This is a genomic window from Bacillus sp. MSP13, from assembly GCF_000815295.1.
Classification (GTDB): domain Bacteria; phylum Bacillota; class Bacilli; order Bacillales; family Bacillaceae; genus Bacillus; species Bacillus vallismortis.
The window spans coordinates 149,117-174,377 of record NZ_JXAQ01000007.1; the positions used below are offsets into that span (position 1 = coordinate 149,117).

The 25,261-nt window shown below is 45.0% G+C and carries 24 protein-coding genes; 5 read left to right on the plus strand and 19 right to left on the minus strand.

What is annotated here, in order from left to right; all coding sequences use genetic code 11:
• Positions 1-69 precede the first annotated feature (69 nt).
• The 4 genes from mdh to SC79_RS08855 all read right to left on the minus strand — a co-directional run bounded on the left by mdh (position 70) and on the right by SC79_RS08855 (position 4,400).
• Positions 70-1,008: a malate dehydrogenase gene (gene mdh / locus SC79_RS08840; RefSeq protein ID WP_010329690.1), complete on the minus strand. Its 939-nt coding sequence runs from the start codon at positions 1,006-1,008 to the stop codon at positions 70-72.
• Positions 1,009-1,051: 43 nt separating this feature from the next.
• Entirely contained in the window at positions 1,052-2,323 is a 1,272-nt protein-coding gene (gene icd / locus SC79_RS08845; protein WP_010329689.1) for an NADP-dependent isocitrate dehydrogenase, read from the minus strand.
• A 164-nt stretch (positions 2,324-2,487) separates the two neighbouring features.
• Entirely contained in the window at positions 2,488-3,606 is a 1,119-nt protein-coding gene (gene citZ, locus SC79_RS08850) for a citrate synthase (RefSeq protein ID WP_039074738.1), read from the minus strand.
• A 329-nt stretch (positions 3,607-3,935) separates the two neighbouring features.
• Positions 3,936-4,400 carry a DUF441 domain-containing protein gene (locus tag SC79_RS08855; RefSeq protein WP_010329687.1) on the minus strand — a complete coding sequence of 155 codons (465 nt, stop codon included), beginning with the start codon at positions 4,398-4,400 and terminating at the stop codon, positions 3,936-3,938.
• 96 nt (positions 4,401-4,496) lie between these two features.
• Between SC79_RS08855 and ytvI the strand changes: the two genes are divergently transcribed.
• Positions 4,497-5,612 carry a sporulation integral membrane protein YtvI gene (gene ytvI, locus SC79_RS08860; protein ID WP_039074739.1) on the plus strand — a complete coding sequence of 372 codons (1,116 nt, stop codon included), beginning with the start codon at positions 4,497-4,499 and terminating at the stop codon, positions 5,610-5,612.
• Between the two features lie 30 nt (positions 5,613-5,642).
• On the opposite strand, the gene SC79_RS08865 is transcribed toward ytvI, so the two are convergent.
• The 7 genes from SC79_RS08865 to dnaE form a co-directional block, all read right to left on the minus strand.
• Positions 5,643-6,026 carry an FxsA family protein gene (locus tag SC79_RS08865; protein ID WP_039074740.1) on the minus strand — a complete coding sequence of 128 codons (384 nt, stop codon included), beginning with the start codon at positions 6,024-6,026 and terminating at the stop codon, positions 5,643-5,645.
• Between the two features lie 94 nt (positions 6,027-6,120).
• Positions 6,121-7,878, minus strand: a complete 1,758-nt coding sequence (gene pyk / locus SC79_RS08870) for a pyruvate kinase (protein ID WP_039074741.1) — start codon at positions 7,876-7,878, stop codon at positions 6,121-6,123.
• Positions 7,879-7,920: 42 nt separating this feature from the next.
• Complete coding sequence (pfkA, locus tag SC79_RS08875) at positions 7,921-8,880, minus strand: 6-phosphofructokinase (RefSeq protein WP_039074742.1); 960 nt, start codon at positions 8,878-8,880, stop codon at positions 7,921-7,923.
• Positions 8,881-9,063: 183 nt separating this feature from the next.
• On the minus strand, positions 9,064-10,041 hold the full coding sequence (gene accA / locus SC79_RS08880) for an acetyl-CoA carboxylase carboxyl transferase subunit alpha (RefSeq protein WP_039074743.1): 978 nt from the start codon (positions 10,039-10,041) through the stop codon (positions 9,064-9,066).
• A complete protein-coding gene (gene accD / locus SC79_RS08885; RefSeq protein WP_010329680.1) occupies positions 10,026-10,898 on the minus strand; it encodes an acetyl-CoA carboxylase, carboxyltransferase subunit beta in 873 nt (290 codons plus the stop codon). Before accD ends, accA begins: the two co-directional genes overlap by 16 nt.
• 334 nt (positions 10,899-11,232) lie before the next feature.
• Entirely contained in the window at positions 11,233-12,465 is a 1,233-nt protein-coding gene (gene maeB, locus SC79_RS08890; RefSeq protein WP_039074744.1) for an NADP-dependent malic enzyme, read from the minus strand.
• A gap of 138 nt (positions 12,466-12,603) precedes the next feature.
• Entirely contained in the window at positions 12,604-15,951 is a 3,348-nt protein-coding gene (gene dnaE, locus SC79_RS08895; protein WP_039074745.1) for a DNA polymerase III subunit alpha, read from the minus strand.
• Between the two features lie 139 nt (positions 15,952-16,090).
• Here dnaE and ytrH point away from each other — a divergent pair, with 139 nt between their 5' ends.
• The 3 genes from ytrH (at position 16,091) to SC79_RS08910 (ending at position 17,227) form a co-directional block, all read left to right on the plus strand.
• Positions 16,091-16,432: a sporulation membrane protein YtrH gene (gene ytrH, locus SC79_RS08900; protein ID WP_003223537.1), complete on the plus strand. Its 342-nt coding sequence runs from the start codon at positions 16,091-16,093 to the stop codon at positions 16,430-16,432.
• Positions 16,429-16,932, plus strand: a complete 504-nt coding sequence (gene ytrI, locus SC79_RS08905; protein WP_010329677.1) for a sporulation membrane protein YtrI — start codon at positions 16,429-16,431, stop codon at positions 16,930-16,932. Before ytrH ends, ytrI begins: the two co-directional genes overlap by 4 nt.
• Positions 16,933-17,035: 103 nt before the next feature.
• A complete protein-coding gene (locus tag SC79_RS08910; protein ID WP_003229407.1) occupies positions 17,036-17,227 on the plus strand; it encodes a hypothetical protein in 192 nt (63 codons plus the stop codon).
• A gap of 17 nt (positions 17,228-17,244) precedes the next feature.
• Here the strand turns inward: SC79_RS08910 and nrnA are convergent, their stop codons facing one another.
• The gene (gene nrnA / locus SC79_RS08915) at positions 17,245-18,186 is read right to left on the minus strand and encodes a bifunctional oligoribonuclease/PAP phosphatase NrnA (protein WP_039074746.1); all 942 of its coding nucleotides are present in this window, start codon (positions 18,184-18,186) and stop codon (positions 17,245-17,247) included.
• Between the two features lie 130 nt (positions 18,187-18,316).
• On the opposite strand from nrnA, the gene SC79_RS08920 reads away from it, so the two are divergent.
• Complete coding sequence (locus tag SC79_RS08920; protein ID WP_010329674.1) at positions 18,317-18,619, plus strand: YtpI family protein; 303 nt, start codon at positions 18,317-18,319, stop codon at positions 18,617-18,619.
• An 18-nt stretch (positions 18,620-18,637) separates the two neighbouring features.
• Here SC79_RS08920 and SC79_RS08925 read toward each other — a convergent pair whose 3' ends face one another.
• From SC79_RS08925 to SC79_RS08950, 7 genes are all read right to left on the minus strand, one after another.
• The gene (locus SC79_RS08925; protein WP_039074753.1) at positions 18,638-19,957 is read right to left on the minus strand and encodes a CBS domain-containing protein; all 1,320 of its coding nucleotides are present in this window, start codon (positions 19,955-19,957) and stop codon (positions 18,638-18,640) included.
• Positions 19,958-20,075: 118 nt separating this feature from the next.
• Entirely contained in the window at positions 20,076-20,759 is a 684-nt protein-coding gene (locus SC79_RS08930) for a metal-dependent hydrolase (protein WP_010329672.1), read from the minus strand.
• Between the two features lie 62 nt (positions 20,760-20,821).
• On the minus strand, positions 20,822-21,589 hold the full coding sequence (locus SC79_RS08935; RefSeq protein ID WP_039074747.1) for an SDR family oxidoreductase: 768 nt from the start codon (positions 21,587-21,589) through the stop codon (positions 20,822-20,824).
• 126 nt (positions 21,590-21,715) lie between these two features.
• Positions 21,716-21,847, minus strand: a complete 132-nt coding sequence (locus SC79_RS21515; RefSeq protein ID WP_052245584.1) for a hypothetical protein — start codon at positions 21,845-21,847, stop codon at positions 21,716-21,718.
• A gap of 64 nt (positions 21,848-21,911) precedes the next feature.
• The gene (argH, locus tag SC79_RS08940) at positions 21,912-23,297 is read right to left on the minus strand and encodes an argininosuccinate lyase (RefSeq protein WP_039074748.1); all 1,386 of its coding nucleotides are present in this window, start codon (positions 23,295-23,297) and stop codon (positions 21,912-21,914) included.
• A complete protein-coding gene (locus SC79_RS08945; RefSeq protein ID WP_039074749.1) occupies positions 23,294-24,505 on the minus strand; it encodes an argininosuccinate synthase in 1,212 nt (403 codons plus the stop codon). The genes argH and SC79_RS08945 overlap by 4 nt, the downstream gene beginning before the upstream one ends.
• Positions 24,506-24,674: 169 nt before the next feature.
• Positions 24,675-25,187, minus strand: a complete 513-nt coding sequence (locus SC79_RS08950) for a MogA/MoaB family molybdenum cofactor biosynthesis protein (RefSeq protein ID WP_039074750.1) — start codon at positions 25,185-25,187, stop codon at positions 24,675-24,677.
• Between the last annotated feature and the right edge of the window lie 74 nt (positions 25,188-25,261).

Sequence of the window (25,261 nt, forward strand, 5' to 3'; positions counted from 1 at the left end):
TATTGATAGCGCTTACAAATCTAACAAAAAGAGAAAGGCTTCTAGTGAGCAAGCCTTTCTCTCTTTTTATTAAGATAATACTTTCATGACATTTTTGACAGATTCAACTGATTGATTCAGCTGTGCTCTTTCATAGTCAGTCAGTTCAAGTTCAATGATTTGCTCAAGACCATTGCCGCCTACAATGGTTGGAACACCAAGATAGATGCCTTCATAGCCATATTCTCCTTCAAGATAAGCAATTGTAGGAAGGACGCGGCGCTGATCTTTCAGGATCGCTTCGACCATTTCTGACAGAGAAGCCGCAGGCGCATAGTACGCGCTTCCGTTTCCAAGAAGATTCACGATTTCGCCTCCGCCTTTTCTTGTGCGCTCCACAATGGCATCAATCCGTTCTTTCGGAATCAGTGTTTCAAGCGGAATACCGCCGGCATAAGAATAACGCACAAGCGGCACCATATCATCACCATGTCCGCCAAGAACGAAACCAGTCACATCTTTGACTGACAGGTTCAATTCTTCTGCCACAAATGTTCTGAATCTTGCCGTATCAAGCACGCCGGACTGGCCGATGACGCGCTCTTTAGGGAAGCCTGATTCTTTGTACACCGCGTATGTCATCGCATCAACAGGATTTGTCAGCACCACAATGATAGACTCAGGAGAATATTTCACGATTTCTCGTGTAACGCTTCTCATAATTTTTTCGTTTGTAGAGACTAGATCATCTCTGCTCATACCAGGTTTTCTTGCGATACCGGCTGTAATGACTACAATGTCAGAACCCGCTGTATCCTCATAATTGGATGTTCCCGTAATTTTCGCGTCAAAGCCTTGAACCGGGCTTGCTTCAAGCATATCAAGCGCTTTTCCCTTTGTCGGGTTCTCCAATTGCGGAATATCAACAAGAACAACATCTGCCAATTCTTTTTGAGCGATTAAAAATGCGGTTGTCGCTCCGGTAAAACCTGCTCCGATAACAGAAACTTTTTTACGAGTATTTCCCATGTCTCTCTTCTCCTTTATGGCTAGTTTTAGGCTGTTTCCTTGCTTAGTCCATGTTTTTAATCAATTCTTCTCCGAACTCTGAACATTTCACTTCAGTCGCGCCGTCCATTAATCTGGCAAAATCGTAAGTTACGACTTTAGAAGCAATTGTGTTTTCCATAGATTTGATAACCAAATCAGCCGCTTCTTTCCATCCTAAATGCTCAAGAAGCAGAACGCCAGAAAGAATAACTGAGGATGGGTTTACTTTATCAAGGCCCGCATATTTAGGAGCCGTTCCGTGCGTCGCCTCGAAAATCGCATGCCCTGTTTCATAGTTGATGTTCGCCCCAGGAGCGATACCGATTCCGCCGACTTGCGCAGCAAGAGCATCAGAAATATAATCTCCGTTCAGGTTCATTGTCGCAACGACATCAAACTCGTTTGGACGCGTTAAGATCTGCTGAAGGAAAATGTCAGCAATGCTGTCTTTGATAATGATCTTGCCTGCTGCTTCCGCTTCGCTTTGCGCTTTATTCGCAGCGTCTTTTCCTTGTTCTTCAACAATGCGGTCATATTGAGCCCATGTGAAGACTTTATCTCCGTATTCTCTTTCAGCCAGTTCATAGCCCCAGTTTTTGAAGGCGCCTTCTGTGAACTTCATGATGTTTCCTTTGTGAACAAGCGTTACAGATTTGCGGCCGTGTTCAATTGCATAATCAATGGAAGCTCTGACCAGACGGCTTGTTCCTTCTTCAGAAACAGGCTTAATGCCGATACCTGATGTTTCTGGGAAACGGATTTTGTTGACGTTTAGCTCATTTTGCAGGAAGCTGATGAGCTTTTGCACTTCTTCCGAGCCTTTTGCGTACTCGATGCCTGCGTAAATATCTTCTGTATTTTCACGGAAGATGACCATATCAGTATCTTCAGGGCGTTTAACCGGTGACGGCACCCCAGTAAAGTATCTTACAGGTCTTAAGCAGACGAATAGGTCAAGCTCTTGTCTGAGCGCTACGTTCAAAGAGCGGATACCGCCGCCGACAGGTGTCGTTAACGGCCCTTTAATGGCGATGAAATATTCACGGATCACGTCCAATGTTTCAGCAGGCAGCCACTCACCTGTTTTATTATAAGCCTTCTCTCCGGCATAAACTTCTTTCCAAGTGATTTTCTTTTCGCCTTTGTATGCTTTTTCAACTGCTGCTTCCAAAACCTTAGAAGCCGCGTTCCAAATATCAGGACCAGTTCCGTCTCCTTCGATAAACGGGATAATCGGGTTGTTTGGTACGTTTAATACTCCGTTAGAGACTGTAATTTTTTCACCTTGTGCCACAATAAAAACCTCCCAGTATGTAATTCGTATTTAGAAAACATTTTATTTTTCTTCTATAAAAAACAAAATGATTTTTCCCAATATTCAATTTAAATTGTAAACCATTTTTGATGTTCTGAACAAGAGGCTAACTTCATCAACCCAAGCCAGCCTCCAGTGGTTCTTTAGGCTCTTTCTTCAATTGGAACAAACGTTTGTTTGTCCGGCCCTGTGTAATCTGCGCGAGGGCGGATCAGACGGTTGTTGTCATATTGCTCAAGAATGTGAGCAATCCAGCCGGACATTCTGCTTACAGCAAAAATCGGTGTGAATAAATCATGGTCTATGCCGAGGCTGTGATAAACAGAAGCCGAGTAGAAATCAACGTTAGGCGGCAGCTTTTTCTCTGATGTGACGATCTCTTCTACGCGAATCGACATCTCATACCATTTGCTTTCGCCTGTCAGGTTGGTCAGGCGCTTGCTCATTTCTTTCAGATGCTTCGCGCGCGGGTCGCCATGCTGATAGACGCGGTGGCCGAAGCCCATAATTTTTTCTTTCTTTTCCAGCTTTGCACGGATATACGGCTCAGCGTTTTCCACTTCGGCGATTTCTGTCAGCATTTTCATTACGCCTTCATTCGCCCCGCCGTGAAGAGGGCCTTTAAGCGCGCCGATTGCGGCAGTAATGCCTGAATAGATATCGGAAAGTGTTGCAACGCAGACCCTTGCTGTGAATGTTGATGCGTTGAGCTCATGGTCAGCATGTAAAATCAGCGCTTTATTAAAGGCTTCAACCTCAATTGGTGAAGGCTCTTCACCGTTTAATGTGTAGAGAAAATTCTCTGCAATGCCGTAGTCCTCTCTCGGTTCAACAGGATCAAGGCCTTTGCGGATTCTGGAAAACGCTGCAACCAGGCCAGGCACCTTTGCCTGAAGGCGGATCGCCTTTCTGTAGTTGGCTTCCGGGTTCATGGTATCAGCCTCGCTGTCAAGCAGGCCCAGTAATGAAATTGCTGTCCGAAGAGCAGCCATGGGATGAACATTTTCGAGGGAATAAGATTTGAAGTGCTCAATAATTTCTTGCGGAACGGCAGCCTCCTTCGCAAACTGCTGCTTTAACTCTTCCAGCTCTTTTTTGTTTGGCAGCCTTAAATGCCAAAGCAAGTAGATGACTTCTTCAAAACTTGCATTCTCTGTTAAATCATCAATATCATACCCCACATATGTAAGGGTATCATCAATAATAGAACTAACAGATGATGTTGTTGCTACAACCCCTTCAAGACCGCGTGTCGCTGTCATATATAACATCTCCTTTTCAATAAATTTCCCCTTTAAGAGTGTTGTAAAAACATGAGGCTAACTTAAAAAGCATGATGCAAGTATTTCTCCCCCCAAAAGAAAATGCTTACATTTTAATGCCTGCTGGTAATGAAACCGCTTGCTTATGAAAGACCATAACAAATTCTTATAAGCTTATTTAAGTTTAAGCCTATTCTCATTATAAACAATAATCAGACATTTGTTAAATGTTTACCTATAATTTTTTTTTCATTCTGTGATTTCACCGAAAAAACGCCTTTATTTGCGGGTTTTTGCATATAAAAAAAAGCGGCTTTCGGCCGCTTTTTTCACGAAGTGAACAGTTTTACAATCTGCATGGCGATATAAGCAATCCCCGCTCCGATCAGCGGTCCCACCGCCACTCCTCCAAAAAGCGCGACTGCGAGAATGGTCCCGATCACGAGTGCAGTTGTAATATGCGGGTCATTTTCCAACAACGTCAGGCCATTTTTGGCAATCAGCGCCACTGCAATCCCCGCTCCCAATGCGATCCATGCATAGGAAGACCGCATTGCTTCTCCAAGCTGCTTGAACCCGATTTCACCGGTTGCAATCGGAACCAGAACGGCGATGGTAATAACGGTCACACCCCAGTTAATGCCTTTTGACTGGATGGTTGGCAATAACTTCTGGTCAAGTCCAATGATTTTGATGATCAAGAGGACGGATACAGCAAAAAGCAATGATTGATTTTTTGCGATAAGTGCGATAGCCAAGAGTAAAATTAAAAATAAATTTGCTTGTGTAAACACATGCCATCCCTCCTTTCAGATGAATGTATTCATACTCAGCCGGAGCGTGAATACATATAAAAAATAGGACATGCTGACGAGAGGAGGATTAATTTCATGAATCAATCTTATATCACTATTTTTTTCAGAACCCTCTTTGTCATATCAATTACCGCAGGAGTGATAGCTGCGGCTTATTATTCGTTTCCGTTAACTTATCCGTTCCTGATCGCCCTTATTCTTTCATCAGCGATTCATCCTGTTGTCGACTATTTGGACAAGGTGACGGGATTCCCCCGAACGCTAAACGTTCTGGGCGTGCTTGCTTTTTTTCTTCTCGCAGCCTTTGGCGTACTCACCATTTTGGTAGCCGAAATCGTGACAGGAACAGCCTATCTTGCAAAAACACTACCTCCGCATATCAGCACGTTTATCTCTTATTGCGAACAATTATTTACGACTCATATCCAGCCGCTTTATAACGAACTGACCGTTTTGTTTCAAGAATTGGAGACCAATCAGCAAGCTTCCATCGTCACTCATATTCAGACACTCGGTGATACCGCCGCCAAAAATGCCGGACTGTTGCTGTCACACATATTAGAAATGATCCCGGGGTTTTTCGCGCTTCTTCCAAATACAGCAGCTGTTCTGATTTTTTCTCTTCTGGCAACTTTTTTTATGACAAAAGATTGGCACAAGCTGAAAGGCTTGTTCGTTTCGATTCTGCCGGATCAGGTTACAGCCAGCAGTCGAGCGATCAGCAATGAGTTAAAAAAAGCAATGACCGGTTTTATCAAAGCGCAGGCCGTTCTCGTTTTCATAACGATGGTCATTGTATTTATCGGCCTTTCTCTCTTAAGCGTTGAACATGCCGCAACTATTGCTTTTTTAATAGGGCTTGTTGACCTTCTCCCTTATTTGGGTGCGGGCTCCATATTTGTGCCGTGGATTTTGTATTTATCGGTTACAGGCCAGCTGCCTCAGGCCATCGGAATCGGCGTACTATACCTTGTTGTTCTTATTCAGCGGCAGCTGACTGAACCAAAAATACTTAGTAAATCAATCGGCATCGATCCCTTAGCAACACTCATCTCTCTATTTGCCGGTTTTAAATTATTCGGATTTTTAGGACTCATTGCGGGGCCGGCTGTTCTCGTCATCATTCAGGCTTTCATCACAACGGGCACATGTAAGGAAATATGGTCGTATATCACCGTTCAGCAAAAATAAAACAGCAGCCCATATTCATGGCTGCCGTTTTTATTTGATGATGATCCGTTTGTTCTTCGACATTCCTCTCAGCCATTTGAACAGAATCGGCTTCCACCAGCTGCGGGTAAACGGAATAAGTAAACAGGCGCCGGCCAAATCTGATAAAAAGCCCGGAAGCATCAGCAAAAGACCGCCAATGAAAATGCACAGGCCGTCAACAATCGTTTCTCCCGGCATATTGCCATATTGAAGATCACGCTGAACCTTGTGATACACTTCGGTTCCTTGTTTTTTTGCAGCTGCTGCGCCGATAATGCCCGTCAGAATCATGAGAAGGACCGTCGGCAAAATGCCGATCAGCTTGCCTGAAAACAGGAAAATCCCGATTTCTATTGCCGGAAACACAATAAAAAGCAAAAATAAAAATCTCATATCCGAGCCCCCCCACACGTGTAACACGCCTCTGTCAATATAAGGCAAGATAAAGAGAAAAGGAAGGGATTCCCCCTTCCGTTTTCACCTGTGATTAAAGAACGCTCGCGCGGCCTTGGTAGACTGCCCCTCTGGATGCGTCAACTGTAATATCCTGGCCGTCTGTTAAAGTAGATGTCGCTTTTTCAAGGCCAACGATAACCGGAATGCCGAGGCTTAATCCGACTACCGCAGCATGGCTTGTCAAGCCGCCTTCTTCTGTAATAAGGGCAGACGCTTTTTCAAGAGATGCAATCATGTCACGGTCAGTGCTTTTAGTCACGAGTACCGCACCGTCAGTCATTTTTTGCTCAGCTTCTTTTGCATTTTGTGCAATGACAACCGGGCCAAACGCTGATTTGCGTCCGATACCTTGTCCTTTAGCGATGATATCGCCGACAGTGTAAACTTTCATTAAGTTCGTCGTGCCAGACTCACCGACAGAGCCTGCTGTAATAACGATCAGATCGCCGTGTTTTACAATTCCGCTGTTCAATGAATTTTGGACAGCATCCTCGAGCATTTCATCTGTTGTGTTCGCATTTTGGCCGCTTTCCGCGAATACGCCAGATACGAGCGCAAGTTTTCTAGAAACAGAATCATTCACAGTAACCGCAACAATCGGCGCCTGAGGGCGGTATTTCGCGATCATGCGCGCTGTATGGCCGCTTTCAGTCGGTGTTACGATCGCAGCAGCGTTCAGGTTAATCGCAGTGTGCGCGACAGATTGTCCAATGGCGTCTGTAATCGTCATGCCTACTTGCCCTCTGCGTTTAGAAAGAATTTCTTTATGATTTAAAGCTTCTTCAGAACGGGACGCGATGTTGTGCATGGTTTGAACCGCCTCAACCGGATAACTTCCGGCAGCTGTTTCACCAGAAAGCATGATGGCGTCTGTGCCGTCGAAGATCGCGTTTGCAACGTCACTTGCTTCCGCACGAGTCGGACGCGGGTTGCGCTGCATGCTATCGAGCATTTGCGTCGCTGTAATAACAGGTTTTCCTAACGCGTTGCATTTTTTGATCAGTTCTTTTTGCACGAGCGGCACTTCTTCAGCTGGGATTTCCACGCCTAAGTCTCCACGTGCAACCATTAAGCCGTCAGACACTTCGAGAATAGCATCGATGTTGTCAACGCCCTCTTGGTTTTCGATTTTAGGGATGATTTGAATATCCTGTGCTTTGTGCTCTTCAAGAAGCTCACGGATTTCAAGCACGTCCGTGGAACGCCGTATGAAAGATGGGGCGATGAAGTCTACTCCTTGCTCAATACCGAAAACGATATCTCGTGCATCTTTTTCAGTGATACCCGGAAGATTGACGCTTACGCCTGGTACGTTAACACCTTTTTTGTTTTTGAGTGTTCCGTTGTTTAATACTTTTGTTTTGATTTCGCGTTTAGCGGCATCAACATCAAGCACTTCAAGGCCGATAAGTCCGTCATCTAACAGAATCGTTGAACCCTGTTCAACATCATCGACTAAACCTTCATAAGTCACTGAAATTTTATCTGTTGTTCCTACTACCTCGTCCATTGAAACGATAAGCTCTTTGCCTGTTTCAAGCTCAATGCCGCCGTTTTCCATTGTATGTGTGCGGATTTCAGGACCTTTTGTATCAAGCAGGATACCAACGTTTTTGCCTAGCTTTTTGCTTGCTTCACGGATATTTTTAATTCTTGCGCCATGCTCCTCAAAATCTCCGTGAGAAAAATTCAAACGAGCCACGTTCATTCCAGACTCCATTAATTTCGTAAGCATTTCAATGCTTTCACTTGCCGGACCAATGGTACATACAATTTTAGTTTTTCTCATTTGGTTCACTTCCTTCTGAAATCTTCAGCCTTCAGCTGCACGTTAGATAGACAGTTCTTTTGAAAGCTTATACATGTTTTGCTCAACTGTGTGTTTTGTCTCCAATATTTCTATAATATCATGGTCTACAAGCTTATTGTTTTGTATACCTACACAGCGTCCGCCTTTTCCTTCAAGCAGCAGTTCAACCGCATAGGCCCCTAGACGGCTTGCCAGCACACGATCAGCAGCGCTTGGAGAACCTCCGCGCTGGATATAGCCCAATACAGATACCCTAGTTTCAAGATTTGTTTCTTCTTCAATGCGTTTCCCGAATTCAACTCCGCTGCCTACACCTTCGGCCACAATAATAATACTGTGCTTCTTGCCGCGTTCGTGGCCGCGTTTTAAGCGGGCAATGATTTCGTGCATGTCATAGTCTGCCTCAGGGATGAGGATTGATTCCGCGCCCCCTGCAAGGCCGGCCCACAATGCGATGTCGCCGGCATGGCGGCCCATTACTTCGATCACATATGTACGTTCATGAGAAGTCGCTGTATCGCGGATCTTATCAATTGCGTCAATTACTGTATTTAAAGCCGTATCAAAACCGATTGTAAAATCAGTGCCCGGAATGTCATTATCAATTGTACCCGGTACACCCACACATGGAAACCCGTGTTCCGTTAATTTTTTCGCACCCATATAGGAGCCGTCTCCGCCGATGACAACAAGGCCTTCAATACCAAGCTTCTTCAAGTTTTCTATCCCTTTTTCACGGCCTTCAACCGTTTTGAATTCAGGACATCTTGCCGTATATAGCTTTGTTCCTCCGCGATGTATAATATCGCCTACAGATCCGAGTTCAAGCTTTTCAATCTTTCCGCTGATCAATCCTGCGTATCCGTTGTAAATGCCGTAAACTTCAACATCATGATAAATCGCTTTTCTGACTACTGCGCGAACTGCTGCGTTCATTCCCGGGGAATCCCCGCCGCTCGTTAATACCCCTATACGTTTCATTCTCCATTCACCTCAGCAACATATATGATTAAAGATAACATGATCATTGCCCTAAAAACAATGAAAAGGGATCTCCATCCTCCCTATGAAACCTTACCTATTATACAATTAAATAAATTGTTTTTAAATAAAATTTAAAGAATGTCACAAAAAAGAAACGTGAGCCAAAGGCTTCACGTTTATTTAGTTTACCCCGATAAATTGTTCTTCATTCGAGACTTTGCCAATTGCTTTATATTTTTCATACCGCTGCTGGACTAATTCTTCTTCGCCCAGCTTCAGCAACGTTTTTAGCGATTGCTTAAGGGTTTCGTCCATATAGCTTGCCTGCAGCTTAACATCGTGGTGCGCTCCGCCTTTTACTTCTTTTATCATATGATCTATAATACCTAATTCTTTTAAATCGGGCGCAGTGATTTTCATTGTTTCTGCTGCTTTTTTAGCAAGACTGGAGTCCTTCCATAACAGTGCCGCGGCACCTTCCGGAGAAATAACTGAATAAGTAGAGTTTTCCAACATATGCAAGTGGTTGCCCACACCGAGACCAAGGGCTCCGCCGCTTCCGCCTTCACCGATGACGATGCAGATAACAGGCACTCGAAGGCCGGCCATCTCAAAGAGATTTTTGGCAATGGCTTCGCTTTGTCCTCTTTCTTCCGCTGCTCGTCCCGGGTATGCTCCCTTCGTATCGATAAAACAAATAATCGGCCTGTTGAATTTGTCAGCCTGCTTCATGAGACGAAGCGCTTTTCGATAGCCTTCAGGATGCGGCATTCCAAAATTGCGGACAAGGTTTTCCTTCGTGTCTTTGCCGCGCTGATGCCCGATTACTGTTACAGGAAGGCCATGGAACTTCGCAATGCCGCCGACAATAGCTTCATCGTCACCGTATGCTCTATCTCCGTGACATTCAAAAAAGTCGGTAAACAGATGTTCAATATAATCAAGCGTTGTCGGACGGTCCGGCAGACGAGCGATTTGAACCCGGTCCCAAGGCTTCAGATTTTTGTAGATTTCATCCTGTAGCTTAGCGAGACGGTCTTCGAGCCGTTCAATTTCCGCACTCAGATCCATATCCGAGTCTTGGGTGAATTTTTTCAATTCGACGATTTTCGTTTGCAGTTCAATTACCGGTTTTTCAAATTCTAATCTTGCAGCCACTCAATGTCACCTCCCGTTTGATGCATATCCAGCAGATTTTCTAATGTTTGTTTCATGTCTTCGCGATGGATAACCGCATCAAGCTGTCCATGTTTTAATAAAAACTCGGCCGTTTGGAAGTCCTCAGGCAATTTTTCACCTATTGTCTGTTCAATAATCCGTCTTCCAGCAAAACCGATCAGCGCTCCAGGCTCAGCAAAATTATAATCTCCAAGTGAAGCAAAGCTGGCCGATACGCCACCGGTTGTCGGATGCGTCATTACTGAGATGATGAGGCCCTGTTCTTCACTGAACAGTTTTAAGGCAGAGCTTGTCTTAGCCATTTGCATCAAGCTTAGTATGCCTTCCTGCATTCTCGCGCCGCCTGAAGCCGTAAAAATAATAAACGGTACTTTATCAGCTTTTGCTTTTTCAATCGCAAGCGTGATTTTTTCACCGACGACTGAGCCCATGCTGCCCATTCTGAATGAAGAATCCATGACGGCGACCACAGCCGGGTGTCCGCCGATGGTGCCCTTGCCTGTCACAATAGCCTCGTTCAAGGATGTTTTCTCGCGATCTTTTTCAAGCTTTTCGAGATATCCCGGGAAACCAAGCGGGTTTTCTGATAACATTCCTTGGTTAAATTCCTCAAAGGATTCATCGTCCATCAAACTTTCGATACGCTGTTTTGCGTTCATCGGGAAATGATAATTGCAGTTCATGCATACCCGCATATTTTTATCCAACTCTTTAGTGAGCATGATTTTTTTACACTTGGGACATTTTGTCATAATGCCTTCCGGAACATCGTGCTTCGCTTGCTCAGACGGTACGGAAGCATACTTTTTCTTTTTCGTGAATATATCCTTTAACACATGATTACCTCCCTTTTGTGAAGGGTTCTCTTCACCGCATGTCATCAACCGATAGACTTGCTAATAACTTTACCGAAACTATTGTACTTTTTTTGTCAAACGCTGTCATCCTCAATTCGACAACTTTTTATTCAATCACGCCGTCATAAAAGCACGTATGAGACTAGATAAGGTGTTGAACCGGCAGGGTTGACAACGCATTCAAACGTAACGTTAAACTCGGCTGAAATTTTTTTAAAGCCCAACCCCTAAAAAAATTTCAGCCAACAGTTTAACTTGTAAACAGCGCGCCGGTTTCGGGCCAACGCGCTGCCATTTATGGAATGAATGAAAATTATTCACCAATAATCGTAAGTTTTCTCGTTTTTTCAGCAACTTCCTCAGGGTCAACAGTAATTCTTGCGACACCTGTTTCCATCGCCGCTTTTGCCACAGCTTTCGCAACAGCAGGCGCAACACGTTTATCAAACGGTGCAGGGATGACGTAGTCTGCGCTAAGCTCATCTTCTGAAACCAATGAAGCGATAGCTTCAACCGCTGCGATTTTCATTTCTTCGTTAATGTGAGTGGCGCGAACGTCAAGCGCTCCGCGGAAAATACCAGGGAATGCAAGAACATTGTTGACTTGGTTCGGGAAGTCAGAACGGCCCGTTCCAATAACGCTTGCGCCAGCTTCACGCGCATCTTCCGGCATAATTTCCGGATTTGGATTTGCCATCGCGAAGATAATCGGATCTTTCGCCATGCTTTGCACCATTTCTTTTGTTAACGCTCCTGCTACAGATACGCCGATAAATACGTCAGCGTCCACGATGACATCTTCCAGAGAACCGTCTTTGCGGTCTTGGTTTGTGAATTTCGCCACTTCGTTTTTGACATCGTTCATGCCTTCTGGACGCCCTTCATAAATCGCTCCTTTTGAATCGCACATCACGATGTCGCGTACGCCGTAATGGTGAAGAAGCTTGATAATCGCGATACCAGCCGCACCCGCGCCATTTGCGACAACTTTAATGGACGACATGGATTTCCCTGACAGTTTCAGCGCGTTTACAAGGCCTGCTACCGTTACAATGGCAGTACCGTGCTGATCATCATGGAAGACTGGAATGTTTGTTTCTTTTTTGAGACGCTCTTCAATGATAAAGCAGTTTGGCGCCGCAATATCTTCAAGGTTGACGCCGCCAAATGTCGGTTCAAGCAATTTAACAGTTTCAACGATCTTATCAACATCGTTTGTGTTTAAAGCAATCGGGAACGCGTCTACACCCGCAAAGCTTTTGAATAGAACAGCTTTCCCTTCCATAACAGGAAGCGCGGCTTCAGGGCCGATATTTCCAAGACCAAGCACAGCTGTACCGTCAGTTACAACTGCTACCATGTTCCCCTTCATTGTATATTCATATACTTTGTTAATGTCTTCATGAATATCCTTACACGGTTCTGCAACACCAGGGGAATACGCTAGGCTTAAATCTTTCGCGTTTCTGACTTCTACTTTCGATTTAGACTCCAGTTTCCCCTGATTGACTTTATGCAGGTGTAATGCTTCTTCTCTTAATGACATTCTCCTAAACACTCCTTATGGATATTTTTGATTCGTATACTGGTGCGTTGATTGCTGCATTCTGCGGAGTTAATAATCTATCTGAATATTTAAATAGGATGACATAATTGCTCCAATTGTATAACAAAAAGTTCATCGTTACCACTGTTTTAAAACGACGTTTTTTTGACCCAACAGCTCTTTTAAGCGATATAACACCTGGTGATCCGCATTGATATGAAACGACTCAGGAAGCTTAATCGTCTGTTTTTGCTTTTCATAATAGAGATAAACGCCTGTTTCCCCCTTATGCTCCAGCAAAATGCGCTTTATCTTTGCCAGGAGCTCCTGGCTGTGCTGACTGCTTTCTATTTTTATATAAACCGATGGCGCTTTTTCCGCATTCATATTTTCTAATAATTCTGCCCGGGACATGATGAACTGGACCTTATCCTGCCTTACTTCACATTTGCCTGCTGTGAACAATAGAGCGCCTTCTCTTAAAACGGGAGAAAGCTGTCTGAATTGTTCAGGGAAGACAACGGCCTCCATTTCGCCTGTTTCATCACTGAGCGTTAAAAACGCCATGTTTTGACCTGTTTTCGTCCGAATCGTTTTGATCTTCGACAGCAGGCCCCCGAGAGATAGCGGCCTTTTGACAGTCTGCTGGGCCTGCAGAATGGACGCTGCCCCATACGCAGCCAGCTGTTTTCGGAAGGCAGAAAGCGGATGATTTGAAAAATAAATGCCAAGAGTTTCTTTTTCAAACGCAAGTAAATCCACAAGCGGAAGTTCCTCCGTCTCCACATACTTTGGCTTAATCGAAAACGATTCATCTAAAAACAATCCCATTTGGTCATCGTCCGCCGCGAATAGCTCAGCATGTTCCAAAGCAACGTCAATGGATGCGAGCAGCGTCGCCCGGTTTTTGCCGAATTCGTCCATCGCACCAGAAAAAATAAGTGCTTCAAGCATTTTGCGATTGACGTTTTTTAACGGCACGCGAAAGCAGAAATCGAAAAGATCTTCAAATGGTTTCTCTTTTCTCGCTTTATATATATCTTTGACTGCTGAGACGCCTACGCTTTTTATCGCGCGGAGGCTGTATCTGACAGATCCGTCTTCAACTGTAAACGGAAAACTGCTTTTGTTCACTGACGGAGGAAGGATACGAATCCCGCTCCCCTTTGCTTCGTGAAGATATTGAGATATTTTATCCTCATTGCCAATGACGCTTGTCAGCAATCCGCACATAAAATATAACGGATAATGAGCTTTCAAATACGCAAGCTGGCATCCGATCATGCTGTATGCCACCGCATGGCTTCGGTTAAAGCCATAGTTTGCGAATTTGACGATTAAATCGTAGACTTCATTTGCAGTGTCTACAGAATACTCCTTTTTTAAGCACCCTTCAACAAAATGGCTCCGCTCTCTATCTAGGATTTCTTTTTTCTTTTTGCTGACTGCCCGTCTCAGCAGGTCCGCTTCTCCTAGTGAAAACCCCGCCATACGGAAAGCTATCATCATAATCTGTTCCTGATACACAATGACGCCATATGTATCTTCCAAGATGTCTCTTACATCTTCATGTGGATAGTGAACAGGCGCCCGGCCATGTTTACGGTCAATAAATAACGGGATATTTTCCATCGGACCAGGCCGGTACAGCGCATTAACCGCCACAATATCCTCCAAGCCTGAAGGTTTAAGCCGCTTCAGGACGCTTCTCATCCCTGTAGATTCAAGTTGAAAAATCCCTGTCGTATCCCCTTTTGACAGCAAGGAGAACGTTTTGTCATCCTTGTAGGAAATATTCGAGAGGTCTAGTTTGATGTTTTCTTCTTTTTCAATCATTGAAGTGATGGACTCGATGAGCGTCAGGTTGCGCAAGCCTAAGAAATCCATTTTTAAAAGGCCTAAGTCTTCAAGATGGTCCATCGCGTATTGCGTCAAATAGATCCCTTCATGCCCTTCCTGAAGCGGAACAACATCGGTTAACGGTTCTTCACTCAGGACCACGCCGGCTGCATGGGTAGAGGTATGCCTTGGCAGCCCTTCTATTTTTCGGGCTATGGTGTAGACTTGCTGAAGCAGACTTGACTCCCGAAGCCGCTTATTCAGTTCAGGCGATTGCTGTCTTGCTTCATCCAGCGTCATGCCGGGCCTTGAAGGGATAAGTTTTGCAAGCTGATCTGCTTCCTTCGGGCTGACGCCGAATACTCTGCCGACGTCCCGAAGCGCCGCTTTTGCCGCCAGTGTTCCAAAGGTAATAATCTGCGCAACATGCATCGCACCGTATTTCTGCTGAACGTATTGAATGACTTCATCTCTTCTTGTATCCGGAAAGTCAATATCAATATCAGGCATACTGACACGTTCTGGGTTTAAAAACCGTTCAAACAGCAGGTAATGTTTCATCGGGTCAACATCTGTGATATACAGCACATAAGCCACAAGTGAGCCTGCCGCAGAACCACGTCCCGGTCCTGTAACGATTCCTTTCTCATGGGCGTGCTTCATAAAATCCCATACGATCAGAAAGTAATCGCTGAACTTCATCCGTTTGATGACATCAAGCTCATATTGAAGACGGCGAAGGTATCGTTCATCAGGCGTGCCAAAGCGGCTGGTGAGACCCGCCATACAGATGTCCGTTAAATAATCATCAGCTGATGTTCCGTCTGGGGTCGGAAAAGACGGGAGACGGGCCTGCCCGAGGCTGACGTCAACCCGGCATTGTTCCGCGATCTCAACAGAAGCTTGCAGTGCTTCGGGATGCTCTTGATAAATGTTTTGCATTTCTTCGAGCGGTTTCAAATCGAGATCAGGAAGGTCTTCGGCGGGTGCATCCGCCAGTTTTTCGCCTGCTTTAATCGCTTTCAGACAGCGGTAGGCAGCCTTATCTTCTTTCCTTATGTAATGCACGTCTCCTGTCGCTGTAACAGGGATGCCTGTTTCTTCAGAAAGTTTCAGAATCTGCTCGGACAAGACTTGCTTCCCTTTATAAGGCTGATAGGAGAAATAAAAAGCTCCCTTTCCGAAAATAGACTGAAATTCAAGAGCGGCTTGAGCGGCCTGTTCAAACAGCCCTCCTTCAAGCAGCATTTCAATATACCCTTTTTCACCGGGCGTCAGTGCGATAATGCCTTCCCGATAACTGTGAAGCCATTTCTGTTTTAGCCCGCCTTTTGATTTCGATTGCAGAACACTGCTGATTTTCAGCAGGTTTTGATAACCGCTATTTGATTTGGCCAGCAGGACAATCGGATAGGCTTCAAGCTCGCTGTCATCTGTGAAAACAGAAGCTGTCAAGCCGATTATCGGGTTGATCCCTCTCGCCTTGCATGCTTTATAAAATGGTATGGCTCCGTACATGACATGATCATCTGTCAGCGCCAAAGACGCATATCCGAGCCTGTCGGCTTCACTGACGAGCTCTTCCACCGCCGCGGCGCTGTTTAGCAGGCTGTACCCGCTATGCACTTGCAGGTGAACAAAAGACATGCTATCACCTCTTTCTCATTACGATCCATTTCTTTCTTCATTATAAGTCCGGTTTCCAAAAGAAACAAATGTTCTTTTTCGACTACTCATCATACTTGTCCCGAAAGCTCAATATGATATAAAAGGTGAGGTGATAAAGATGGATCAGGAAGCAGGATTTATGGTGAATTTTATCAATAGTTACTTTATTGCGTTAGGGGTGCTGATCGGAGGCGCGCTCATCGGAGGGCTGGGAGCATATTTGGCAGGCGAAGCGCCGCTTACGGCCATTACAAAGCTAGCAAACAGGTTGAAAATATGGGCGCTTGTCGCAGCAATCGGGGGCACCTTTGATGCGGTATACAGCTTTGAACGGGGCATTCTAGAAGGCAATACGCGAGATATTTTTAAACAGCTTCTCTTGATTATCTCGGCTATGGGCGGCGCGCAAAGCGGCTGGCTCATTATTTCGTGGCTGACCCAGGAGCATCTTTCTTCATGAGAGTGCCCCAGCATTACAAAAAACCGGGGTGGCAGCGTTTTTTCGCGGGAATGATGTGCGGAGCCGTGATCAGCTGGTTCTTTTTCCTGTTTACTTACGGTACATTCCAAGAGGAGCAGGTCAGCCTCATCGAAAAACAAAAAGAGCATGTGAAAGATTTAAACAATCAAATTTCAATCTATCAGGAAGACCTCCATAAACTGAACGAAGACAATAAAAGAAAACTCTTGATCCAAAACGTCAGCGTGAAATTACAAAATGGGGATAAATATAAAATATCACAGCCGGATAAAACGAAATTCGAGGAGCATGTAAAGGATAATATTTCAGAAGTGATTACAAAAGACATAGAGAGCGTCTATCAAACAAAGGATCTATTGATACGCACAATTGAAAATAAAGTCTATATGATCAACGAAAAAAAATACAAGGCAACCGTCAAAGAATTAATTATTTATACGAGACTGACAGTAGAACTTGACATATCATTTGCCGCGTAATTATGGATTTTTTTTAAATTCTCCAAACTTCTGTCGCTTTTTCCCATTCTTTTTTATAAACTATATGTGAGAGGCTTAATGGCGAAAGAAAGGAGGAAGGGAAATGGAGGTTTACAGTGACCGTCAGTTAGCAAAAGATCAAGCAGCCCGGCTCAGACAAGGTTTTTCTGCATATGCCGAAACAAACTCACTCGCTTCCCTCATTAAAAAAGAACTTCAATCTCACAATCTCCAAGTCTACGAGGACCTTACTGATTTCGGCTGCTGGTTCATCCCCGTCACAGATGAACACTAAGAGAGAGGGTCTCCCCTCTACTCGTGTTCTTTACATAATGTTTCCAGATCAGCCAATATCCGATCAGCTTCATCCCAGCTGTAAATAGAGGCGCCTGAAGCTAGCGGATGCCCTCCGCCGTTATATTTACGGGCAAGTCCGTTAATGACAGGACCCTTCGAACGGAATCTGACTCTGATTTGATCATCTTCTTCTACGAAAAACACCCAAGCGCGAATACCCGAGATATTGCCAAGCGTCCCGACTAGCTGTGACGCTTCTGAAGCCGTGGTGCCGAACTTTTCAAGCGTATCCTTTTTGATGAAAACAGAAGCGGCGCCGTTTTCGGACAATGACACATTTTGGAAGATAAAGCCATTAAGCTTCACCACATTCAGTTTTGTTTCATATAATTGATTAAACAACTCTGAGGAAGAGAAAGGATATTGAATGAGCTCGCCTGCATATTTTAATGTTTTTTCCGTTGTATTCGGAAATAAGAAGCGCCCGGTATCTCCGACAATGCCGGCATAGATCAGCTCTGCCGCTTTCGTATTCAGCTTCCAGCCGTGCTCTTTTCCTTCTAAATACAGCTCATAAATCATTTCACTTACTGAGCTGGCGTTCGTATCGACCCAGAGAAGGTCACCGTATGGATCTTCGTTCGGATGGTGGTCGATTTTTATCAGTTTTGCGCCTGAAGGATAACGCTGATCGTCGATTCTTTCCTGATTTGCCGTATCGCAGACAATGACAAGTGCGCCTTCATATGTTTCATTGTCCACCACATCAAGGGAATATAGGAAAGAGAGGGACGGTTCAGGCGTGCCGACCGCGAAAATATTTTTTTCTGGATACGTTTCACGCAGGATTTCCGTAAGTCCGCACTGAGATCCGTAGGCATCTGGATCAGGACGCACATGTCTATGTAAGATAATCGTGTCATATAATGATATGGTTCTGATTATTTCTGTTTTCATTTGATACTCCTTTATTGTTTTTATTCATTAAATCACATTCTTTGCCGACGGAAAAGAAAAATAACGTCAAAACCAAGCCCGTTTTTGTATAGAATGGGTTTGTAAACTTTTACGATGGAGGATTTCATTTATGCTGGTTCTTGTTTTTTTGATTGGGCTTTCAGCCTGCTTTTATGTGTACTATAAAGTAAAAGGCGTACGGGCAAAGCAAGCTTTGGAAAAAGAAATCTGTTCGGCAAAAGCAAGCATGGCCTTAGGGTCACTGGTTCTGTTCTACGGGCTCAACCAAATGATATTATTCCATTCAGTCTTAACGTTCGTAATCGGCGGTGTCTTTATCCTCATAGGAGCAGGAAGCGCTTGGGCAGGTTATAAAGCTTACAGGCATTACAATCCCCTTCACGCCAAAGAAGCTGAAAGAGACCACGCGTAAGGGGCGCCTGAACGTCCCTTAGCTTCTTTCCATCAGCTGAACCATCAACATCGCTTTAGACACGATATGGCCTTGGCTGTGCACTTCAACTTCCATTTTTCCGAACTTTCTCCCGGCCTCTAAAATACGGGGTTTGACTTCGATGACCGATTCCATCTGCACAGGCTTCAAAAAGAAAATGGTGATGCTTTCAATGACGAGCTCGCCGCGTTTTTTCGAGCGCAAAAACCGGTTTGCCGCTTGCGTCAAAATGGTCGTAAACACACCATAAGAAATCGTTCCGAGCTGGTTGGTCATCTGCGGCGTGACTTCATACTCGTATACCGTTTGCTCCTCTTTATCATCACCCTCATCTTTAAATCCCCTTGAAACGATATCATCAAGCTTCTCCCCGACCTGCGGCTGCTTTTGAATCATTTGGAGGGCTTTTAACACGTCTTGGCGGCTGATCATGCCGATCAGTTTTTGGTTGCCGTCAGTGACGGGAAGCACTTCAATTCCTTCCCATACCATCATTTGCGCCGCCGAGGCGACAGATGTTTTCCCAATAACTGTAACGGGATTTTTGGTCATGACCTTTTCGATGGAATTGTTTCGGTCGTAGCCGGCAATATCTTTTGATGTCAGAATCCCATGGATCTTCATCTGATCGTCGACAACCGGGAACCGGCCGTGCCCCGTCTCAAAGTTTTTCTCATACCATTTTTCAAGTTTATCCTTAGGCGACAGATATACCGTACGGTTAGCGGGCGTTAGGATGTCCTCAACCAGGACGATTTCTTTTTTGATCAGCTGGTCATAAATCGCCCTGTTAATCATCGCGGCGACTGTAAAGGTGTCATAGCTCGTGGATAAAATCGGCAGCTCAAGCTCATCCGCAAGCTGTACAATGCTGTCATCCGTGTTAAATCCGCCTGTCACCAGTACAGCCGCACCCGCTTCAAGCGCCTGCCTGTGTGCGTTGATTCTGTTTCCGACAATCAGAAGATTTCCCGCTGCGGTGTAACGCATCATCGCGTCCAGCTCCATCGCGCCGATAACGAATTTATTTAATGTTTTATGGAGTCCGGCCCGGCCCCCGAGCACCTGTCCGTCTATGACATTTACAACCTCTGCATAGGTAAGCTTTTCAATATTCTCTTTTTTCTTTTGCTCAATCCGGATTGTGCCCACACGTTCAATCGTGCTGACAAATCCTTTATTTTCTGCTTCCTTGATCGCTCTGTACGCGGTCCCTTCGCTTACTTTCATTTCCTTTGCAATTCTTCGCACAGAAATTTTTTCACCGACAGGCAGTGAATCAATATACGTTAAAATTTGTTCATGCTTCGTTGCCAAGCCTTTCACCTCTAAGGACAGTCTTCTGTTTTTATTATAAGGGCTCGGAGGATTCATGCGCAATGAGCGGGAAAAATAAAAAACACCCCCTGGTGAACCAGGAGATGTGATCAGCCGGTTATAGCTCGATCGTCTCACCAACCGCCATGACTTTACCGACTCCGCCCGGCAGGCTGTCAGCAAATGCCTCAGGATCTTGTTCGATAACCGGGAATGTATTGTAATGAACCGGCACGACCTGTTTTGCCCGGAGCCATTCAGCGGCAAGCTTGGCGTCTTCAGGCCCCATCGTAAAGTTATCGCCAATCGGCAGGAAGGCAAGATCAATATGATTCAATTCGCCAATCAGCTTCATATCGGAGAAAAGAGCCGTATCGCCTGCGTGGAAAATCGTTTTATCTTCTACCGTCAGCAAAATACCAGCTGGCATGCCTGTATAAGTGATCGTTTTGTTTTCTTCATCTGTGATCGCTGATCCGTGAAAGGCCTGTGTGAGCTTCACTTTACCAAAATCGAACTGGCGGGAGCCGCCGATGTGCATTGGATGAACATTCAAGCCTTTCCAGCCTAAGTACACAGCGAGCTCGTTCGGAGCTACAACCAGCGCGTTGTTTTGCTTGGCAATTTGTTCTGTGTCGCCGACATGGTCATTGTGGCCATGCGTCAATAAGATGACATCTGCTTTTACATCCTCCGGCTTTAGATCCGTTAACGAATTCCCTGTCAAAAACGGGTCAAATATTATATGATGGCCCTTTGTTTCCACTGTGATAACAGAATGTCCGTGATATGTCACTTTCATTACTTTCACCTCGTCACATTATTTTGATTTTTTTATTTTCCCTTTTTAAAAAGCTGAAAAACTTATGTTGTTTGATTCTTATTAATGACATTGAGTCCCCCTGTTGCTTCAATGACAGTCCCTGTCACTAGGTCTGAGTCCTCTTCACACAAGAAAGCGATAATCCGGGCGATATCCTCGCCTGTGCCAGATCTTCCTATCGGCGTTTTTTCTTTGCCGATTCGCTGTCTGGCTTCTTCTATTGACGCTTCCTTCATGTCGCCGACAATGTCTCCCGGGCAAACCATATTGGCTGTTATGCCGAATTCGGCTTCTTCAATGGCAATGGTCTTCGTCAAAGAAGCCAACCCCACTTTCGCAGCGCCAAAAGCCGATCGGTGAAGCCAACCGGGCGCGTGCGCCGCACCTTGAAATCCGTACGTGATAATGCGTCCGAACTGCTGTTGTCTCATGGCCGGAATAACCGCTTTGAATAAATGAAAAACGGCGCTTAAATTCCCTTCCAGCATCCCGTACCATTCATCATCAGTATAATCGGCTAACTTTTTACGTTCAAATATGTATGGGCCCGCGTTGTTAATCAAAAAGTCGATCCTTCCAAAGCGGTTTAAGGCAGCCTCTGCAATACGGAGCAAATCTTCTTTTTTGGTGACATCACCTTTTACAAATTGCAGCCGATCAAGACAATCAGGACAGGATTCCTTCAGGCGGCTGACAGCCTCCTCATCGTGCCTGTAATTGACTGTTACTGAATACCCCTTTGCAAGCAACGTCTCAGTCACTTTGCGGCCTAACCCCTTCGAACCGGCAGTAATTAAAGCATGTCGCACATAAATACCTCCCAAAGCAACGTCGCCGCTTTCAATAAAGTGTTTCTTCTTCTACTTTACTATAAAAGGCCCCCAATATCACTTTTTACACTTTGACATACAAAAAAAGCTGCCTGTACAGACAGCTTATTCCGCAGAAGATGAAGGCTCCTGATCAGGCATATCGACATAACCGCTTTGATAGGCTTCTGAAATGAGTCTTGTTGTCTCCTGGCTTTCTTGTTCATCATAAATATAGCGTTCCGATTCTTTTTTCATTCTTCTTCCTCCCATCATTATAGAGATAGGTTGGCTATAATGACGGGATTTTATGAAGGGAATTTTAACAAACTCCGGCTGCCACGCAAGCTTTCGCTTTTTTTAGCGCCTGCTCCACCTGTTTGAACCCGGTGCCTCCGGCGCTCATTCTTTTTTCAACTGCGTGGTATGGATCTAACACAGTGTAAATATCTTCTTCGAAGAGCGGGCTCGCCTGCTGAAATTCAGCAAACGGCATATCGCTTAAATAGATCCCTTTTTCGATGCATGTGTACACAAGTTTTCCGACTACTTCATGCGCTTCTCTGAACGGCATTCCTTTTTTCGCTAAATAATCGGCCAGTTCCGTCGCATTTGAAAAGTCTTGTTTTGTCGCTTGCTTCATGACCTCTTTGTTTACAATCATTGTTTGGATCATGCCTGTGAAGATTTGCAGGCTGCCCTCGACCGTTTTCACCGTGTCAAACATGCCTTCTTTGTCTTCTTGAAGGTCTTTGTTGTAAGCGAGCGGAAGGCCTTTCATGATCGTAAACAGCCCCATCATATCACCGTATACGCGTCCTGTTTTGCCGCGGATCAGTTCTGCCATATCAGGGTTTTTCTTTTGCGGCATCATGCTGCTTCCCGTTGCGTACGTATCGTCAAGCTCAATGAATTTAAACTCCTGAGAGCACCATAGAATGATCTCTTCAGAGAAACGGGATAGGTGCATCATCAGCATACTGCTGTTGCTTAAAAACTCTAAAATGAAATCTCTGTCGCTGACGCCGTCCAGGCTGTTTTCATAGATAGAATCAAAACCGAGCAGTTCTGCTGAATAGTCACGGTCGATAGGGAAGGTTGTTCCCGCGAGCGCTCCGCAGCCGAGCGGAGATTTGTTAATCCGTTTCATTGAATCCTGAAAGCGCTCCTTGTCGCGCTCCAGCATCCAGAAATACGCAAGCAAATGGTGGGCGAATGAAATCGGCTGGGCGCGCTGCAGATGTGTGTAACCCGGCAGAATCGTTTCAACATTCGCTTCCGCCTTTTCAATCAATACGCTTTGGAACGCCTCAATCAGCTCAATAATGTGGCTGACATGATGTTTTAAGTATAAATGCATGTCAGTCGCCACCTGATCATTTCGGCTTCTTCCAGTATGCAGCTTGCCGCCGAGAGGGCCGATTTCATCAATAAGCATTTTCTCAATGTTTAAATGAATATCCTCATAATCAACTGAGAATTCCAATGCCTCTTCCTCTGCTTTTTGCAGAAGGGTATTCAGTCCCTCGCGGATTTTCAGCTCTTCTTCCGATGTCAGGATACCGCATTTTTTCAGCATGGCAGCATGTGCGAGAGACCCTGTAATGTCTTCAGTCACTAAATTTCGGTCAAATGATATAGACGCGCCGAACTCGTCGACCCATTTTTCCGGCGTTTTTTGAAATCGGCCTCCCCAAAGCTTCTTCATGCTTTCATCTGCTCCTTCTTTTTCACGATGCTGTTCACTTTTGTAGGAAGTCCCCAAAGCTCGATAAACCCGATTGCCGCATGGTGATCAAACGCATCGTCTTTTGTATATGTTGCGAGTTTTTCGTCATATAGAGAGTATTCTGATTTGCGTCCCTCTACAATTGCATGGCCTTTAAACAGTTTCACGCGGACAATGCCTGTGACATGCTGTTGTGTTTCTTTTAAGAAAGCGTGCAGCGCGTCTTTTAACGGTGAGAACCATAAGCCGTTGTAAATGATTTCTGACATTTTTTGCTCGATGATCGGTTTAAAATGGGCTACTTCTTTTACTAGTGTTAAATCTTCCAGTTCTTTATGTGCTTTGATGAGTGTCATCGCACCAGGGCATTCGTATACTTCCCGGGATTTAATGCCGACAAGGCGGTTTTCCACATGGTCAATACGCCCGACGCCGTGCGCGCCTGCCATTTCATTCAGCTTCAAAATCAATTCAGAAAGCGAGTAGGATACGCCGTCAATGGATACAGGCACACCTTGTTCAAACGCAATTTCAATCACTTCCGGCGTGTCCGGGGTTTTTTCCAGCGGAGCTGTTAAATCGTATGCGCCTTCAGGCGGCGCCGCCCATGGATCTTCTAAAATGCCGCACTCATTCGCACGTCCCCAGAGGTTTTGATCAATAGAATATGGGCTGTCAAGATTGATCGGAATCGGAATGCCGCGGCTTGCCGCATATTCAATTTCTTCTTCACGTGACCACTGCCATTCCCGAACCGGCGCGATCACTTCAAGATCAGGGTTTAATGACTTAATGGAGACTTCGAAACGAACCTGGTCATTTCCTTTCCCTGTGCATCCGTGCGCAATCGCCTGCGCATCTTCCTTTTCCGCGATTTCAACCAATTTTTTTGCAATCAGCGGCCGAGATAATGCCGAAACGAGCGGATATTTCCCTTCATACATTGTATGGGCCTGCAAAGAGATAAGCGCGTAGTCCTGTGCGAATTCTTCTTTTGCATCGATCACGTAGGAATTTGTCGCGCCGACTTCCAGCGCTTTCTGCTGAACAAACGCCAAATCCTTGCCTTCACCGACGTCCAGACAGCAGGCAATCACATTATATCCTTGCTCCTGAAGCCATTTTATTGCGACGGAGGTATCAAGTCCTCCCGAGTATGCTAATACGACTTTTTTCTGTTCTGACATAATAAAAATCCCCTCTCAACCGTGTTTCATTTTTGTATAAAAATAAATTATATTTAATAAAAATACATTTTGTATGTATACACTTTAACAAGTACGTTTCGTTTTTTCAAGCCTTTTATAAAAAAAACTTCACCTAATTTTCAGGTGAAGTTTCTTAGTATTTATTCATTTACTTGTCTTTTCTGATTTCTCTGACGACATGTGCCAATTCGGGAATAATCAGCTTATTCATGGCCAGCCTTACCGCGCCGCTTGAGCCCGGGGTTGAGAAAACAGCTGTATGCTGGATAACGCCAGCAGTCGCTCTCGACATGATCGCGGCAGAGCCGATATCCTCTGTATAACTCAGCATCCTGAATATTTCTCCAAAACCGGGCAGCTCTTTTGAAAACAGCGGCGAAATGGCTTCAATTGTGACGTCCCGATTTGCTATGCCTGTCCCTCCGTTTAAGAGAACCGCGTCTGTTTGTTCATCCATACAGCCCGCAAGCACAGCCCGCTGCAAAGCGTCCTTTTCGTCTTTCACAATTTCATATGCTGCAATGTGGTGACCGGCTTCTTCTAAAAACGAAATCATCGACTTGCCGCTTTTATCGGTTTCCTCCGTTCTTGTGTCACTGACTGTGATCACTTTGCACCGAACGATATCCGGAGCTTCTTGTTTATGCGCTTGAACACTCATTGGCCCACCTCTTTTATGTTTTCTGTCTATGATTATGATGCATCAACAAAAAAGCACATTCAAGAGAATGTGCT